At 74.8% G+C, this 14,680-nt stretch carries 11 protein-coding genes and 1 pseudogene; 6 read left to right on the top strand and 6 right to left on the bottom strand.

Annotated features, from left to right (window positions below; genetic code table 11):
* Nucleotides 1-34: 34 nt before the first annotated feature.
* From ACWDNY_RS19815 to ACWDNY_RS19805, 3 genes are all read right to left on the bottom strand, one after another.
* Nucleotides 35-811: a GNAT family N-acetyltransferase gene (locus ACWDNY_RS19815; protein ID WP_451647074.1), complete on the bottom strand. Its 777-nt coding sequence runs from the start codon at nucleotides 809-811 to the stop codon at nucleotides 35-37.
* Nucleotides 812-1,027: 216 nt separating this feature from the next.
* Nucleotides 1,028-1,885 (bottom strand): GNAT family N-acetyltransferase, encoded by an 858-nt coding sequence (locus ACWDNY_RS19810; RefSeq protein ID WP_451647073.1) that lies wholly within the window; start codon nucleotides 1,883-1,885, stop codon nucleotides 1,028-1,030.
* 409 nt (nucleotides 1,886-2,294) lie between these two features.
* Nucleotides 2,295-2,978 carry a chaplin gene (locus tag ACWDNY_RS19805; RefSeq protein ID WP_451647072.1) on the bottom strand — a complete coding sequence of 228 codons (684 nt, stop codon included), beginning with the start codon at nucleotides 2,976-2,978 and terminating at the stop codon, nucleotides 2,295-2,297.
* Nucleotides 2,979-3,457: 479 nt separating this feature from the next.
* On the opposite strand from ACWDNY_RS19805, the gene ACWDNY_RS19800 reads away from it, so the two are divergent.
* From ACWDNY_RS19800 to ACWDNY_RS19790, 3 genes and pseudogenes are all read left to right on the top strand, one after another.
* Complete coding sequence (locus tag ACWDNY_RS19800; RefSeq protein ID WP_451647071.1) at nucleotides 3,458-5,053, top strand: alpha/beta hydrolase; 1,596 nt, start codon at nucleotides 3,458-3,460, stop codon at nucleotides 5,051-5,053.
* Nucleotides 5,054-5,116: 63 nt separating this feature from the next.
* Nucleotides 5,117-5,314 (top strand): annotated as a pseudogene (locus tag ACWDNY_RS19795) (baeRF3 domain-containing protein); the annotation flags it as partial.
* 273 nt (nucleotides 5,315-5,587) lie between these two features.
* The gene (locus ACWDNY_RS19790) at nucleotides 5,588-6,619 is read left to right on the top strand and encodes a Gfo/Idh/MocA family protein (protein WP_451647070.1); all 1,032 of its coding nucleotides are present in this window, start codon (nucleotides 5,588-5,590) and stop codon (nucleotides 6,617-6,619) included.
* Between the two features lie 29 nt (nucleotides 6,620-6,648).
* Here ACWDNY_RS19790 and ACWDNY_RS19785 read toward each other — a convergent pair whose 3' ends face one another.
* Nucleotides 6,649-7,062, bottom strand: coding sequence for an SsgA family sporulation/cell division regulator (locus ACWDNY_RS19785; protein ID WP_451647069.1), 414 nt, complete (start codon nucleotides 7,060-7,062; stop codon nucleotides 6,649-6,651).
* Nucleotides 7,063-7,477: 415 nt separating this feature from the next.
* Between ACWDNY_RS19785 and ACWDNY_RS19780 the strand changes: the two genes are divergently transcribed.
* Nucleotides 7,478-8,878: a SpoIIE family protein phosphatase gene (locus ACWDNY_RS19780; RefSeq protein WP_451647068.1), complete on the top strand. Its 1,401-nt coding sequence runs from the start codon at nucleotides 7,478-7,480 to the stop codon at nucleotides 8,876-8,878.
* Nucleotides 8,879-8,952: 74 nt separating this feature from the next.
* On the opposite strand, the gene ACWDNY_RS19775 is transcribed toward ACWDNY_RS19780, so the two are convergent.
* Entirely contained in the window at nucleotides 8,953-10,446 is a 1,494-nt protein-coding gene (locus tag ACWDNY_RS19775; protein WP_451647067.1) for a DNA-binding protein NsdB, read from the bottom strand.
* A 246-nt stretch (nucleotides 10,447-10,692) separates the two neighbouring features.
* On the opposite strand from ACWDNY_RS19775, the gene ACWDNY_RS19770 reads away from it, so the two are divergent.
* Complete coding sequence (locus ACWDNY_RS19770; RefSeq protein WP_451647066.1) at nucleotides 10,693-11,823, top strand: aminoglycoside phosphotransferase family protein; 1,131 nt, start codon at nucleotides 10,693-10,695, stop codon at nucleotides 11,821-11,823.
* 269 nt (nucleotides 11,824-12,092) lie between these two features.
* Complete coding sequence (locus ACWDNY_RS19765) at nucleotides 12,093-14,072, top strand: N-acetylmuramoyl-L-alanine amidase (protein WP_451647065.1); 1,980 nt, start codon at nucleotides 12,093-12,095, stop codon at nucleotides 14,070-14,072.
* Between the two features lie 6 nt (nucleotides 14,073-14,078).
* Here ACWDNY_RS19765 and ACWDNY_RS19760 read toward each other — a convergent pair whose 3' ends face one another.
* The gene (locus ACWDNY_RS19760; RefSeq protein WP_451647064.1) at nucleotides 14,079-14,576 is read right to left on the bottom strand and encodes a hypothetical protein; all 498 of its coding nucleotides are present in this window, start codon (nucleotides 14,574-14,576) and stop codon (nucleotides 14,079-14,081) included.
* Nucleotides 14,577-14,680 lie beyond the last annotated feature (104 nt).

The raw sequence follows: 14,680 nt of genomic DNA, 5'->3' as shown, positions 1-14,680 counted from the left end.
CCGCCGACCCCGGCGGCGGGCAGGGCCCGGGAGATCAGCTCATGTACAGGTACGGCGTGGTCGTGGTGAGCGGTGTGAAGCGGAGGCGTTCGAGGATGGGGCGGCTGAGGGCGGAGGCGTCGACCTGGAGGTAGCCGTAGCCGCGCTCGGCGGCGAGGCGGGCGCGGTGGGCGACCAGGGCCCGGTAGATGCCGCGGCCCCGCCAGCCGTCGACGGTGCCCCCGCCCCACAGGCCGGCGAAGCCCGTCCCGGGCACCAGCTCCATCCGCGCGGCGCTCACCGGGACGTCGCCGGCGAGAGCGACGACGGCGACGAGGGCGTCCGGCTCGGAGGCGAGTCGGGTGAGCAGCCGGTGCCGCAGACGTGAGCCGTCCGCCCCGAACGCCTTCTCGTGCACGTCGACCCAGAGGTCGACGCCGGCCGCGTCGGTGACGGTGAGGAAGCGGACGCCCTCGGGTGGTCGGGCGTCGAGGGCCTGCTCCCCCGTCTCGGCGATCATGAGCGTCTCCTCGGGTTCGGGGACGAACCCGGCATCCCGCAGCCGCCGTCCGAGGTCCACGGGCCGGTCGTGGCCGTACAGCTTCCACTCGAAGGCGAGGCCGAGCCCGCCGAAGTACGCGATCTGCTCGGCGATCGCGGTGTCCACCCCGGCGGCGTCGAGGTCCGACCAGAGCACGCCGTTCCAGTCGTCGGCGAAGCCGACCTGGCGCACCACACGCCCCGCCCGCTCGACCCGGACGCCCGGGCCGTCCGGCCTGGCTTCTTCGCGCAGGTTCCGGTCGTGGAGCGCGAGCACCGCGGTGTGGTCCATGCGGCCACTCCAGCGCACGGCGCTCCCGGGACGCAACATGATTACGGCACGCACGTCCCGCACGCCGTCAGGGACGAGTAAACGCCGCTGCCCGGGGTGCGCGGGGGTTGCCCCGACGGCACGCACCCCGCCGGGAGCCGCTCCGTGCGCACGGCCGCCGGAGAGCGGGTTGCGAGGTGCCGCCGGTTTCCTCCGACGCGATCCGCCGGACACCCCCTAACCGAGTTCGAGGGTCGTCACCCCGAAGACACGTTCCTGTGCGTGACGCCGCACCGGTCCCGTGTACATGCGGGCCGTCTCGAAGGACGGCGTGAGGCCGGCCTCCTCGACCAGGGCGAGACCCGCCGCGTTGGTCTCGGGCACATCGACGGCGATGTCGTGTCCCCCGGCGTGGGCGGCCAGCGCCGAGAACAGTGCGCGCGCGTCCTCGGCGGTGTCGGCGAACAGCGGGCCGATCCGCGCGCCGTGACGGGCGGGGCGCAGGACGCCGTAGCCCGCGATCCGCGCCCCGGCCCGGCGTACGACGGCGTGGTGTCCGGGTGCGGTCAGCCAGTGGGCCAGGAACCGGGGACGGTCGGCCGGGAAGCAGGCCGAGTCGTAGGCGGCGACGTCGTCCAGGTCCTCGTGCCGGACCGGGCGGACGTCCGGCACGGTCCCGGCGGCGGGGGCGGGTCCGGTGAACCGGGTGGTGCGGTGGGCGAGTTCGAAGCCGGACCGGCGGTAGTTGCCCTGCTGGGCGACGACGCCGTCGAGGCCGACGGTGCGGTGTCCGGCGTGGCCCAGGGCCGTCTTCCAGGTCGCGAGTCCGTAGCCGCGGCCGCGACGGTCGGGGCGGACGAGGTAGCAGCCCAGGAAGGCGAAGGCCGGACCGTAGTTGACCACGGACACCGCCGAGACGGGCTCGCCCGCGATCCGGCCCAGGAAGAAGCCGTCGGGGTCCTGGGCGAAGAAGGACGGGCCGTCGGACAGCCCGGGATTCCATCCCTCTTCCGCCGCCCACCCGCTGATCACGGGCCAGTCGTCGAGGGTGGCCTGCGAGACGACGAGTTCTTCGGCGGCTGCCGGCGAGGCCATGGGCGTACTCCGTTCCGGGGGTGGGTGCGCCCGGCAATCCTCTCGGGCCGTGCCCGGACGCGTCACGACGGGATCAAGCCGCCCGCGCGTCCGGCCGTTGGCAGGGGGCGACGCAGGTCGCCGTCCGGCCGTTGGCAGGGGCGACGCGGGTCGCCGCACGGCCGAGGGGATCGGCTCCGCCGACGGTGACGGGGTCGTTCACCGCGGCCGCGGACCGTGCCACGGAGCGGCGCTCCGGTCGGGAGCACCGGCCGCGCGTCGCCTGCCGCGGCCGCGGCTCAGGGCCGGGCATGTCGTGGCGCGCCGGCCGGGGATTCGTGGGGCCGGCCGTCGCGGACCCGCGCCGACCGGACACCCCACGCCGGTGCCACCCGTGGGCGGCACCGAGCACCGCGACGGCGGTCTCACGTCAGCGGGACGCACCCGGACGGTACCGGCGGTACAGGGTGGCGCCACCGAGCACCAGCGCCGCGCTCGCGGCGATGGCCGGCAGAGCCTGGTCGGCGCCGGTGTGGGCCAGGGACGACGACGCCTGGGTCCGCGGGGCCGGGTGCGGCTGCGGCGCCGGGTGCGATCGGGGCGGCGCGGACGGCGCGGGCAGCGTCGACGGGGTGACCTCGTCCTCGGGCTGCTCGCCGTTGGTGGACGAGTTGCCGACGGACGAGTTGCCGACACCCACGCCGCTCACGGAGTTGCCGCTGACGTTCACCGGCAGGTGCACCGGGATCTCGATGTTGTTGCCGGAGCCGATGCCGGGCGCGTCCGCCGTGACGCCCTGGGCGCTCGATCCGCCTCCCCGCGTCGTCTGCGCCTCGCCGCGCTGCCGAGCCCGCTCCTCCTGCGTGCTCCCGGCGGAATCGTTGGCGCACCGGTTGCCCCTCGCGGGGTTCAGGAGGCCCGCCACGTGCACCGTGTTCCCGCACACGTTCACCGGGAGGTGCACCGGGATCTGCACGGTGTTGCCGGAGAGCACACCGGACGAGCCGGCCGCGGCACCGTCCGCCACGGAGTCGGCGTACACCGGCGCCGCCACGGCCATCGCGCCCGAAGCGGCAGCGACGGCGATCACACTGTTCCGGGTGACCCGTTTCATAGGTTCCTTGCCTTCCAGACATGGTCGCGGGCGCTCACCCGCACTGGGTAAAACGCCCATGACCCGTCCGGGTTATGGCTTATCGACCGTTCACCCCATCGAGCGGCCCGGTTTTCGAACGTGGGGCAAAGCCGCGCCGACGCGCGCGACGGTCCGGGGCCCGGCGCCGGTTCCGCTCGCGGGGGCCGCGGACACCGACCGCACCGGACGGCGTCCGGCCGCGCCGGGCAGCGCGCGAGGCCGGGCTCCGGGAGGCGGGGCCCCACCGGGCGACGGACGCCGGACGCCGGGCGCCGGGACGCCGGGCCGCCACCGGGAAAACGGCAGGCGGTACGCGGGGCCTCACCGGGAAACGGGCGCCGGGGCGCGGGGCCCGTCACCAGGACGCGAGCCGCCGGGAGGCGGGGTTCGTGGGCCGCGCCTATGGTGAACGAGGGCGCGGTTCACGGCCCGCAGCGGAGCGTCCTGGGGAGGCATCGATGCCGTCCTTGCTGTCGGTGCGACCCGCGGTCCGGCGCTGCGCGTGCGCCGGGGCCCTGACGCTTGCCCTGCTGGGCGCGGGGCTGCCGGCGGCGGCCGCGGACGCCGCACGGTCCGATCCGAGCCGGTTCCACCGTCAGCGGGTGACGTGGGCGGCGTGCGGCGCGGACATGCCGAAGGACCTGCAGTGCGGGAAGGTCACCGTCCCCCTCGACTACGCCCGCCCGGGAGCGGGGACGCTCGACCTCGCGCTGGCCCGCTACCGGGCCAGCGGCCCGTCGCGCGGCTCGGTGCTGCTGAACTTCGGCGGGCCCGGCGGACCCGGGGTGTCGGCGCTGGCCACCGACGGCCGGGACTTCATGGACCTGACCGACGGCTACGACGTGGTCGGCTTCGACCCGCGCGGGGTGGGCCGGTCCTCACCGGTGAGCTGCGGCTCCGGCTCAGCGCTGTCCGAGGTGCTCTCGGCCGACGGCGCGGTGGCCGGCGATCCGCAGGCCGCGCTGGAGCGGTGGCGCAGGGCGGCGGCGCAGTGCGCCGCGCACGCCGGGCCCGTGCTGTCCCACATGGGCACCGTCGACTCGGCGCGCGATCTGGACGTCATCCGCCAGGCACTCGGCGACCGCAAGCTGAATTACCTGGGCTTCTCCTACGGCACCCGGCTGGGCGCGGTGTACGCGGCCGAGTTCCCCGACAAGGTCGGGCGGATGGCCCTGGACGGAGTCGACACGCTCACCGAGCCGTTGGCGCAGCAGGGCCTCGTGGCGGCCGAGGGGCAGCAGACCGCGTTCGACGCCTTCCTCCACTGGTGCGTACGGGACCTCGCCTGCCCGTTCGGGGACGACCGGCGTACGGCGAGTGACCGGGTCCTCCGGCTCGTCCGCTCGCTCGACCGGGACCCCGTGCCGATGGTCTACGGCGGTGAGCTCTCCGGTCAGGGCCTCGTCGCGGCGATGGGCCAGGCGCTCTACAGCAGGCGGCTGTGGCCCTTGCTGGAGCACGCCGTCGCCGCGCTGGTCGAGGACGGCGACACACGGGGGATCGAGAACTTCGTCTCCGGTGGTACCGCCCTGCCGGGGTGGCGGGCTCCCGCGCCCGGCGCCGGCGGCACCCTCGTCGACCCGGCGGACATCCCGCCGGACAACCTGGTGGCGGCGATGCTGGCCGTCAACTGCGCGGACGACCCCGACCGGCCGGGCGCCGAGCGGATCGGCAGGGATCTCGTCCGGCTGCGCACCGAGTTCGAGAAGGCCGCGCCCCTCTTCGGCCGGTACCGGCTGAACGAGCTGCTGATGTGCTACGGCCGCCCCAAGGGCACGACTTTCGTCCGCGAGCGGGTGAAGAACCTCGACACGCCGAAGATGCTGCTGGTCGGGACCCGCGGCGACCCGGCGACCCCGTACCGGTGGACCGTGGAGACGGCGAAGCGGCTCGGCTCGTCGGCCGTGGTGCTCGACAACAGGGGGCAGGGACACACCGGTTACGGGTCCTCCAAGTGCGTGCACCGCAAGGTCGACGACTTCCTGCTGTACGGATCACTGCCGCCCAGCGGCAGCTCCTGCCAGGCGGACCCGGAGGCGGACGCCGACGACTGAGGGGCCCCCGCGGGCCGACGGGAGCCCGCCGCCCCGGCGCCGCACGGGACGCGGGAGGCCGACGGCGCGCTGGGCGCGCTCCCGCGCCGGCACCCGCGTCCGCTCCACGTCACCGGCCAGTCGGCGGAGTCGTCGGCCCTGGACGAGGTCGGCAGCGCGGCCCGCGGCGCCACGCACGTCGCGCGCGGCGGTCCGGCGCACGGCACCCCTGAGGCCGTGTGGCGCGCGGTGGGGCCGGTGCACGAGGAGAGGCTGCGCCGCGAGGCGGAGCGACCGCTGCCGGAACCTGTTCCGCCTCCCGCCACGACACCGGCCGGGGTGCCGTTCCCGGGGACGCCGGGCTTGCCCCGCCCGGGGACGCCGCGAGCGGGCCCGGAGCACCCCAGCCGTGCCGGGGCAGGCCTCCCGCCCCGTTGCGCGCAGGGCACCTCCCGGCCGCCGGGTCGCGCGCGGCGTCGCCGTCCTGGACCGGTCCCCGCGAGACCTCCGAGGTCTACGCTACGGCGGGACCGTCGGCGAGGAGGGAGTGGGCGCGTGGGTGACCTGCTGGGCGTGGCTGTGCTGGGTGCCGGCCACATGGGGGCCGATCACATACGACGGCTGAGCCGGGTGGTGAACGGTGCCCGGGTGGCCGCCGTGGCCGACCCCGACATCGCGGCGGCGACGGAGGCGGTGGCGGGCCTGGACGGGGTCGTGGTCCACCCGGACGCGGAGGCGGCGCTGGACGCGCCGGACGTGGAGGCGGTGCTGGTCGCCTCGCCGGGGCCCGCGCACGAGGAGGCGCTGCTCGCGGCCTTCGCCCGCGGTCTGCCGGTGCTGTGCGAGAAGCCGATGGTGCCCGACTCGGCCGGGGCCCTGCGCGTGGTCGAGGCGGAGGTGCGGCTCGGACGCCGGCTGGCCCAGATCGGGTTCATGCGGCGCTACGACGCCGAGTACCTGCGCCTGAAGTCCCTGCTGGACGGCGGGCGGCTCGGCCGGCCGCTGATGCTGCACTGCACGCACCGCAACGTCTCCTCCCCGCCGCACTTCACCAGCGCCATGCTGATCAACAGCTCCGTCTCGCACGAGATCGACGCGGCCCGCTGGCTGCTCGGGCAGGAGCCGACCGCGGTGACGGTGCTGCGGCCCCGCCCCTCGGACGCAGCCCCCGGCGGACTGCTCGACCCGCAGTTCGTGCTCCTGGAGACCGACGGCGGCGCCCTGGTGGACGTGGAGGTGTTCGTCAACTGCGGGTTCGGCTACCAGGTGCGCTGTGAGGCCGTCTGCGAGGCGGGCAGCGCGCGGATCGGCGAGGAGCACGGCATGGTGGTCACCACGCGCGGCAGCGCCGGTGAGGAGGTGCCGCAGGACTATCTGATCCGGTTCGCCGACGCCTACGACCGCGAGGTGCAGGCGTGGGTCGACGCCACCCGGCAGGGCCGGGTCACCGGGCCGAGCGTCTGGGACGGCTACGCAGCGTCCGCCGTCGCGGAGGCCGGGGTGGCGGCGCTGGAGAGCGGTGAACGGGTGGCCGTCGGCCTCGCCCCGCGTCCGGAGGCGTACGGCCCTCCGGGCGCCCGCGCCTGATCACCGCCCGCCCTCCGCGCGGGTCGTGTTCAGACCGTGCCGAACAGGGCGTTGAGGCCGCGGTCGACGGCCGCGGCGACGTCCTCCCGACCGGGCGCCACCACGGCATGGGTCCGCAGCAGGAAGCGGTGCAGGGGCGGGGTGTCGAACCGCAGCAGCGCCAGTCCCAGCGGCGAGCGCAGTTCCAGGGCCGTACCGGCCCCGCCGCACGGCCGGACCGCCACGTCCCCCGCCCCGGCCGGCCGGGCCAGCCCCTCCTCCAGCAGGGCCCGGGAGAAGGTCCAGGTGACCGCGTTGCCGTCGAGGGAGGACTCGGGCGGGAAGTCGAGGAAGACGGCGAGCGGGTCCGTGCCGGTGTAGCGCAGCGTGAGGGGCACGGGTACCGCGCGCCCGTCCGCCGTGATCAGGCGGGCGCGGGTGGGCTGCTCGACGGTGACGTCCATGGTCGCTCCCCCGGGGCGGCCGACCGGAGGGCCGGCATGGTGTGTGCTGTTACGAGTCCGCGGAAGCCGAGTGATGCCGAACAAATCGGATGAATCACTGTGACCTGCGTCACTCATCAGACTGGCCATCGCGCAAACACGGCACCGGGGGACGAAGGGTCGCCGAACAGACGGCCGGACGGCGAGGGGCCGACTGCGAACGCTCCGTCAGGTGCCGTATGCGTCCTACGACTTCGGGCCCGTTCAGCCACGGGGATGGCGGACCGTCGAGGTGGTTCGTGAAGACTGTGGCATATGCCAGAAGCACCACCGGATCGGGTGTCGCCGAATCCCTTACGAGGCGTCGCGGGCTGTGCGACAGTCGTAACGGTCCCTCCGCCCCTGTGGTCGTACCGTCGCCGTAACGGAGCCCGTCATGCCGTCCCCCCTCTCCGCGGACCGCCCGACCGCCGAGCCGCCCGGGCCCGGCCCGGTCGACGCCCTGATCACCCAGGCGCGCCGGCTCAAGGGCGAGGTCGACGCCGTGCGACGGGTCGCCGGGGGCGGCGAGGGCGACGACCTGGACGCCCGGGGCCGCTGGGAGCGCGCACTGTACGACCTGGCGCTGCACCAACTCGACGATCTGGACGACCACTTGGCGCAACTGCGGGCCGGTCCGCCCACGGCGCCGGGCCCGGCACCCTCTGCCGGGCCGCCCTCCGGTCCCCTGCTGGGCCGGGTCGGCAGCGCGGAGTGGAACCTGCTGACGGACGAGGCCAGTTGGTCCGACGAGCTGTACCGGATCCTCGGCCGCGACACCGGCGCCGCTCCGCTGCCCCTGGACGAGCTGCCCTCGCTGGTGCTCCCCGAGGACCGGCTCGCCCTGACCGCGTGCGTGACGGACTGCCTGGTCGACGCCCGGCCTCTCGACGGGGAGTTCCGCGTCGTCCGGCCCGACGGCAGCGTGCGCACCGTGCACATGATGGGTGAGCCCGTGCTCGACGCCGACGGCAGCACCGCCTCGATGTGGGCCGTGCTGCGCGACGTCAGCGAACTGCGCCGGAGCCAGCGGGCGGTGCGGGAGACCTGCGACTCGCTGCGGCGCCACCGGCCCCCCGCGCGGACCCTGCCGGGACCGGCGGCCGGGCCGCAGGAGGTCCCGCCGCCGGGAGGTGGCGTCGCGTGGCTCGCGCGAGGCGGCCGCCTCGGCCTGGAGGCGGCGGCCGGCCGCCTGCCCGCCCCGGCCGGCGGCCCGAGCGGAGGCGTCTGGTGCGACGCGCTGGAGCTGTCCGACGGCGACACCCTGCTCAGCGTGGGCCGCCTCACCGGGTTCGGTCCCACCGCGGTGCGGGGCACGGCGATGCTGCTGGGCGCGCTGCGCGGCATGGCGATGGCGGGCGCCCGGCCCGGGCGGCTCATGGCCCTCCTCGACGAACTGCTGCAGACGACCGCCCACCCGGCCCCGGACAGCGCCGTCTGCTGCCGCTACCTGCCCGGGACCCGCACCCTGCTGTGGGCAGGCGCGGGGCACCCCGCCCCGCTGCTGTTCCGCGACGGGACGGGGCGTGTGCTGGGCGCCCCGGACGGCGCCGGTCCGCAAGCCGCCCGCGGACAGGCCGAGGAGACCCTCGGTGTGGGCGACCTGCTCCTGCTGCACACCGACGGGCTGGTGCCGGGCGACAGCACGACGGCAGCGGTGGACCGCCTCCTCGACCTGGCCCCGCGATGGTGCGCCGCGCCCACCGCGCAGGACTGCCTACGGGCGGTGGTGGAGGAGTTCGGTGCGGCCGGAGGCGACCAGGACGCCTGCCTGCTCGTCGCCAGGGTCACCCGGTGACCGGCCGTCAGTACGACGTGACGACGAGGCCACGGACGGGCGTGCCGGACGCCACGTGACCCGCCGGACAGCCCCTAGACCTGGGCGCCGGCGCCGCCCCTGCCCTTGGGCTGGGGCAGCGCCAGCCTGATCTCCTCCCGCAGTTCCTGGACCTTGGGGAAACCGGAGTACTCGGCGGTGAGCCGGTACATCTGCCGCAGGCGGTCCCAGGTACGGCGCGAGGAGTTGGACCCCATCGACACGAGCGCCAGCCGCGCGTACCGGTCCGCCTGTTCGGGATCGTCGGCGATGAAGCAGGCGGAGGCCATCGACAGGTAGTCGAAGATCTTCGACCGCTCCCGGCCGTCGTTGCGCAGGGCCAGTGCCTTGTCCGCGTAGTGCTGGGCGTGCACGGCCGCGCCGGGCTCGAATTCCGCCAGCGTGCGGTAGGCCAGGGCCTGCATGCCGTACAGGTCCTCCTCCTTGAAGGTCTGCATCCAGCTCGGCGCGGGCACGTCGCCCCGGTCGGAGACGAAGAGGTCCTCCGCCTGCCCGAGGGTGCGGCGCATCGCCTGGCCCCGGCCCATCGACGCCTGCGCCCAGGCCTCGATGGTGTGGAGCATCGCCCTGGTCCGCGGCAGCACCTCGTCGCCGGATCCGGACTGGGCCAGCTTCATCAGGTCCAGCGCGTCGTCGGGCCGCCCGAGGTGCACCATCTGCCGGGCCGCCCGCGAGAGCGCCTCGCCGGCCCGGGGCCGGTCGCCGCCCTCGCGCGCGGCATGGGCGGCGATCACGAAGTACTTCTGGGCCGTGGGCTCCAGGCCGACGTCGTGCGACATCCAGCCCGCGAGGACGGCCAGGTTGGCGGCGACACCCCACAGGCGCCGCTGCAGGTGGGGCGGATGGCGGTAGGAGAGCATGCCGCCCACCTCGTTGAGCTGGCCGACCACCGCCTTGCGCTGCAGTCCGCCGCCGCGGGCCGCGTCCCAGGCCCGGAACACCTCGACGGAGCGCTCCAGTTCCTCGATCTCCTCCGATCCGATGGGGGCGGCCTCGTACCGGTCGAACCCGGCCGGGTCGGCGTGCTGAAGTCTGGTGTGGTCGGGAGTGTCGGCCTGCAGGGCCGGATCGGTGTGCAGCCAGTCGTGCATGGCACCGCTGAGTGCGGATCCCGCGGCGAGCGCGGCACCCGCGCCCACCAAGCCGCGTCGGTTGAGCATGAGGTCCATTCCCGTGAATTCGGTGAGGACCGCGGCGGTCTGCTCGGGCGCCCACGGCACTCCGTCGGGGGGTTCCCCACTCCCGCCGCCCTGCCGTTTCCCCGTACGCCCGTGCCGCACCAGACCGAGGTCCTCGATGGTCACGACACGGCCGAGACGCTCGGTGAACAGGGCCGCCAGCACCCGCGGCACCGGATCGCGCGGGATCTCTCCCGTGTCGATCCAGCGCCGCACCCGGGAGGTGTCGGTCGCCAGCTGGGGGTGGCCCATGGCCGCCGCCTGCCGGTTGACCAGCCTTGCGAGTTCCCCCTTGGACCAGCCGGTCAGGCCGAACAGGTCCGCAAGGCGGGTGTTGGGATGTCCGCTCACGTCAAGCCCCCAGGTTCTCGGCTGAGTTGACAGTAGACCCGGGGAGAGTTGCCGGGCGACTATTCGCCACGCTTCGCCAGGGTGCGCCAGATGGTGTGCCAGTGGCCAACGGGTGTCAGGTAGGAACGCGCCACCCCGACCCGGTCACCGGGGGACATTCCCCAGGATGGCCCGCGCGGCCGGGCCGGGCAGCGCAACCCCCCACGCGCAAGGCACAGCAGGCACACGAAGGGATCTGTATCACCCATGTACGCAGCATCGTCCTCCGTGTCCGCGCCGCCCCGGCCACTGCGCCCCCACCCGGGCGCCGGCGGTCCCCGTCTCGACCCGTTGCGACCGGTGGCGCCCGTGCTCGGTGCGGGCCGGGCGCCACGCGGCGCGGGCCCCGCCGGACCACCACTCAGCGGGAGACTCGACCTGTCCGGCCCCCAGGGCGCCCAGTTGCGCACGGCGCTCGCGTCGGTGCACCGGATCTGCCCCGAGTTCGCCCCGGTGCAGGTGCTGCGCCGCAGTGGGCGCTCCGTGCTCCTGGTCGGCACGACGGGACGCAGCACGGCCGTCGCCAAGTGCTTACTGGACCACTCCCCCGCGTGGGCCGAGCGGTACCGGCACGAAATAGCCGCATACCGCTCGTTCGTCCGGCACCGGCCACCGGTCCGCGTGCCCCGGCTGATCGCGGCGGATCCGGACAACTGCACCCTCGTCATCGAGCGCACGCCGGGCCGGGTGGCGGCACTGCAGCGGCACCCGGCGGAGACTCCGCCGCGGGCGGACATCAAGGCGGCCCTGGGGGCGATCTGCCGGCTGAACGCCTGGCGGCCGCCGGCGGGCACGTTCGACGCCCCGCTGGACTACGCGGGCCGCGTCGCCCGGTACCACGAGCTGGGGCTGCTCACCGACCGGGACCTGGGCGATCTGCAGAAGCTGCTGCACGGCATCGCCCACGCGGCGGGCCGGCAGGGCATGGGCCAGTTCTGCCACGGCGACGCCCTGCTCGCGAACATCGTGCTGTCACCGGCCGGCCCGGTGCTGGTGGACTGGGAGCACGCGGGCTGGTACCTGCCGGGCTACGACCTGGCGACGCTGTGGGCGGTCCTGGGGGACGCGCCCGTGGCGCGGCGGCAGATCAGCCAGCTCGCCCAGGCGGCCGGGCCGGCCGCGCGCGACGCCTTCCTGGTGAACCTGATGCTCGTGCTGACCCGTGAGATCCGCACGTACGAGACCGCCGTTCAGCGCTCGATGCACGACGCGGCACCGGGAGCGGCCCACCCGGCTGCCGTGCCGTCCGGCGAGGAGCAGCGGCTGCTGCTGCGGCGGCTGCACGACGACTGCCAGCTGGCCCGGCGGGCCGTGCGCGCGGCCGTCGGAACTCGCTGACGCCGGACCGAGGTCCGCGGCGCGCCCCCCCGCGGGCGCGCCGCGGACCTTCGTCGTGTACGGCTTCCGGGCGACGGGCGTCCGGAGTCATTGGTGTACGCCTCTGACGCCGCGCAGGCCCCGGGACCGCCGCCGCGAAACTCGCCGGGGCCCCGCTTGACGTGGGAAGTCGCCTGCGGGTGTGCATGATTGACGGATCGTCGGCAAGCCGGTACCACTGACCCACGCCGGCCCCGCACGCCCCGCCCGAGTGCCCCAGGAGGCTTCTTTTGCGAGGATCCGCCCTCGAACCCAGATCCGTGCCGGCCGGCAGACGGGCGCGCACGGCGGCCGGTGCCGTCGCCGCCGCGGCCCTGCTCCTGCCGCTGCTGGGCGCCGCCCCGTCCGCCGGCGCGGCCCCGTCCGACACCGGCCGGCTGCAGCGGGCGTTCGCCGCCGCGGCCGCGGCGTACCACGTGCCGCAGAGCGTCCTGCTGGGCGTGTCCTACCTGCAGTCCCGCTGGGACGGGCACGGTGGCGCGCCGAGTGTGACCGGCGGCTACGGCCCGATGCACCTCACCGACGCGCGGACCGCGCTGAAGGAGGCACCGCACCACAGCGAGGGCGGGGAGGACCCCCGCGGTGACGGCGCCCGCCCGGCCCTGCGCGTCACGGCCCGGGTGCCGGAGGCCTCCGCGCTGCCCGCCCGCCTGAAGACGCTGACCAGAGCGGCGCAGCTGACCGGCATTGCCGCAGATCGGCTGCGCACGGACGACGCCGCGAACATCGCGGGCGGCGCGGCCCTGCTGGCCGCGGCCCAGCGGCAGCTGGGTGAGCCGCTGAGCACGGACCCGGCCGACTGGTACGGGGCGGTGGCCCGATTCTCCGGCGCGGACGACACCGCGACGGCGGCGACCTACGCCAACGACGTGTACGACGTGATCCGCTCCGGTGAGCGGCGCACCACGGACGCCGGGCAGCGCATGGTCCTCAGCCCCCGGCCCGGCCTCGTGCCCGACACCGCCCAGCTCAGGCGCACCGGGCTGCGCACCGTCTCCGCCGCCGGCACGGAGTGCCCCACGACGGTGTCCTGCGAGTGGATCCCGGCTCCCTACCAGGAGTTCGGGGACAACGACTACGGCAACCACGACCTCGGCGACCGGCCGGCGTCGCAGCGCATCCGGTACATCGTCGTCCACGACACGGAAGGCCGCTGGGACGGGGTCCTGAACATGGTCCAGGACCCGACGTACGTGTCGTGGAACTACACGCTGCGCTCCACGGACGGGCACATCGCCCAGCACGTGAAGGCGAAGGACGTGGCCTGGCACGCGGGCAACTGGTACGTCAACGCCGCGTCGGTCGGCCTGGAGCACGAAGGTTTCCTCGCCGAGCCGGACGCCTGGTACACCGAGGCGATGTACCGCTCGTCGGCGCGGCTGGTGAAGTACCTGGCCGTGAAGTACGCCGTCCCGCTGGACCGGCAGCACATCCTCGGCCACGACACCGTCCCGGGTCCGACCACCTCGACCGTGTCCGGCATGCACACCGACCCGGGGCCGTACTGGGACTGGCGGCACTACTTCGAGCTGCTGGGCAAGCCCCTGGAGCCCACCGCGGGCAAGAACGGCGGGATGGTGACGATCCGCCCCGACTACACCGCGAACCGGCCGGAGTACACGGGCTGCACCACCACCGGCGCACCGTGCGCGGACCACGGCTCCAGCGAGGTACGGCTGTACTCGCAGCCCGACACGTCCTCGCCGCTGATCAAGGACATCGGCACCCACCCCGGCGGCGGCGCCTCGACGACCGGCGTGAACGACGTGGGTTCGCGGGCCTCGACCGGCCAGCAGTTCGCGGTCGCCGAGCGCAGCGGCGACTGGACCGCGATCTGGTACCTCGGGCAGAAGGCCTGGTTCCAGAACCCGGCCGGGCAGCCGACGGCGGTGGACGCGGCCGGGTTCGTGGTGACGCCCAGGGCCGGGCTGGAGAGCGCGCCGGTGTACGGGCGAGCCTATCCGGAGCAGAGCGCCTACCCGGCGGACGTGCCCGTCCAGTCCGTCTCGCCGCTGCCGTACAGGCTGCCGGCCGGGCAGAAGTACGTGGCCGGTGACGTGGTGCCGGGCGAGTACTACTACGCGGTCACCTTCACCACCGACTCGCACCGGGTCGTCGTGGGCAAGGACCTGTACTACGAGATCCAGTACGGCCACCGGGTGGCGTACGTCCGGGCGGCGGACGTGGTGCTGGAGAAGTCGGCGCAGTAGGCCGGCTCAGCCCTGCTGGAACAGCTCCGCGGGCAGCGGTTTCAGCAGGGCGTACAGGTCGTCGGTGATCGGGCGGTCCCAGGCGGCGATGGTGACCAGGACGCCGTCGCTGCGGTCGAACTGGACGCAGGAGATCCGGCTCTCGGAGAGCTTCAGGCGCCGCACGATCAGGAGGTTGTCGCCCTGCAGCACCGGCACGTCCTCGGTGCCGACGACGGTGACCTCCTCGTCGTTCTCCAGGGCGAGCAACAACTGGGCCACCTCGAAGGGGACCTCGTCCTCGGCGACGTCACGGGCCGGGGAGCCCTCGGGCAGATTGCCGATGATCATCGCGGTGCCACGGCCGCCGAAGAGGTCGTAGCGCAGGAACACGCCCTGGCAGGTGCCGTCGGGCGCGGGCAGCAGCCCGGCTCCCAGGTTGCCGGGCCAGTCGCCCGGGTCCATGGCCAGGACGTCGAAGTCGGGCCCGGCGGGCGTGGCGCTGCGGCGACGGAGGAACGACATGCGGACATGGTACGTGCCCACGCCCGCCCCGTGACGTGCGGGCGGCCCCGGGCGGGGAGGAGCCCGCCCGAGGCGCACCGAGCATCCCGCCGACGGTGGCCGGC

The organism is Streptomyces sp. NPDC003697, assembly GCF_053587115.1.
The sequence above is the reverse complement of the archived record's forward strand: the minus strand, read 5'-3'. Positions and strand labels throughout refer to the sequence as shown.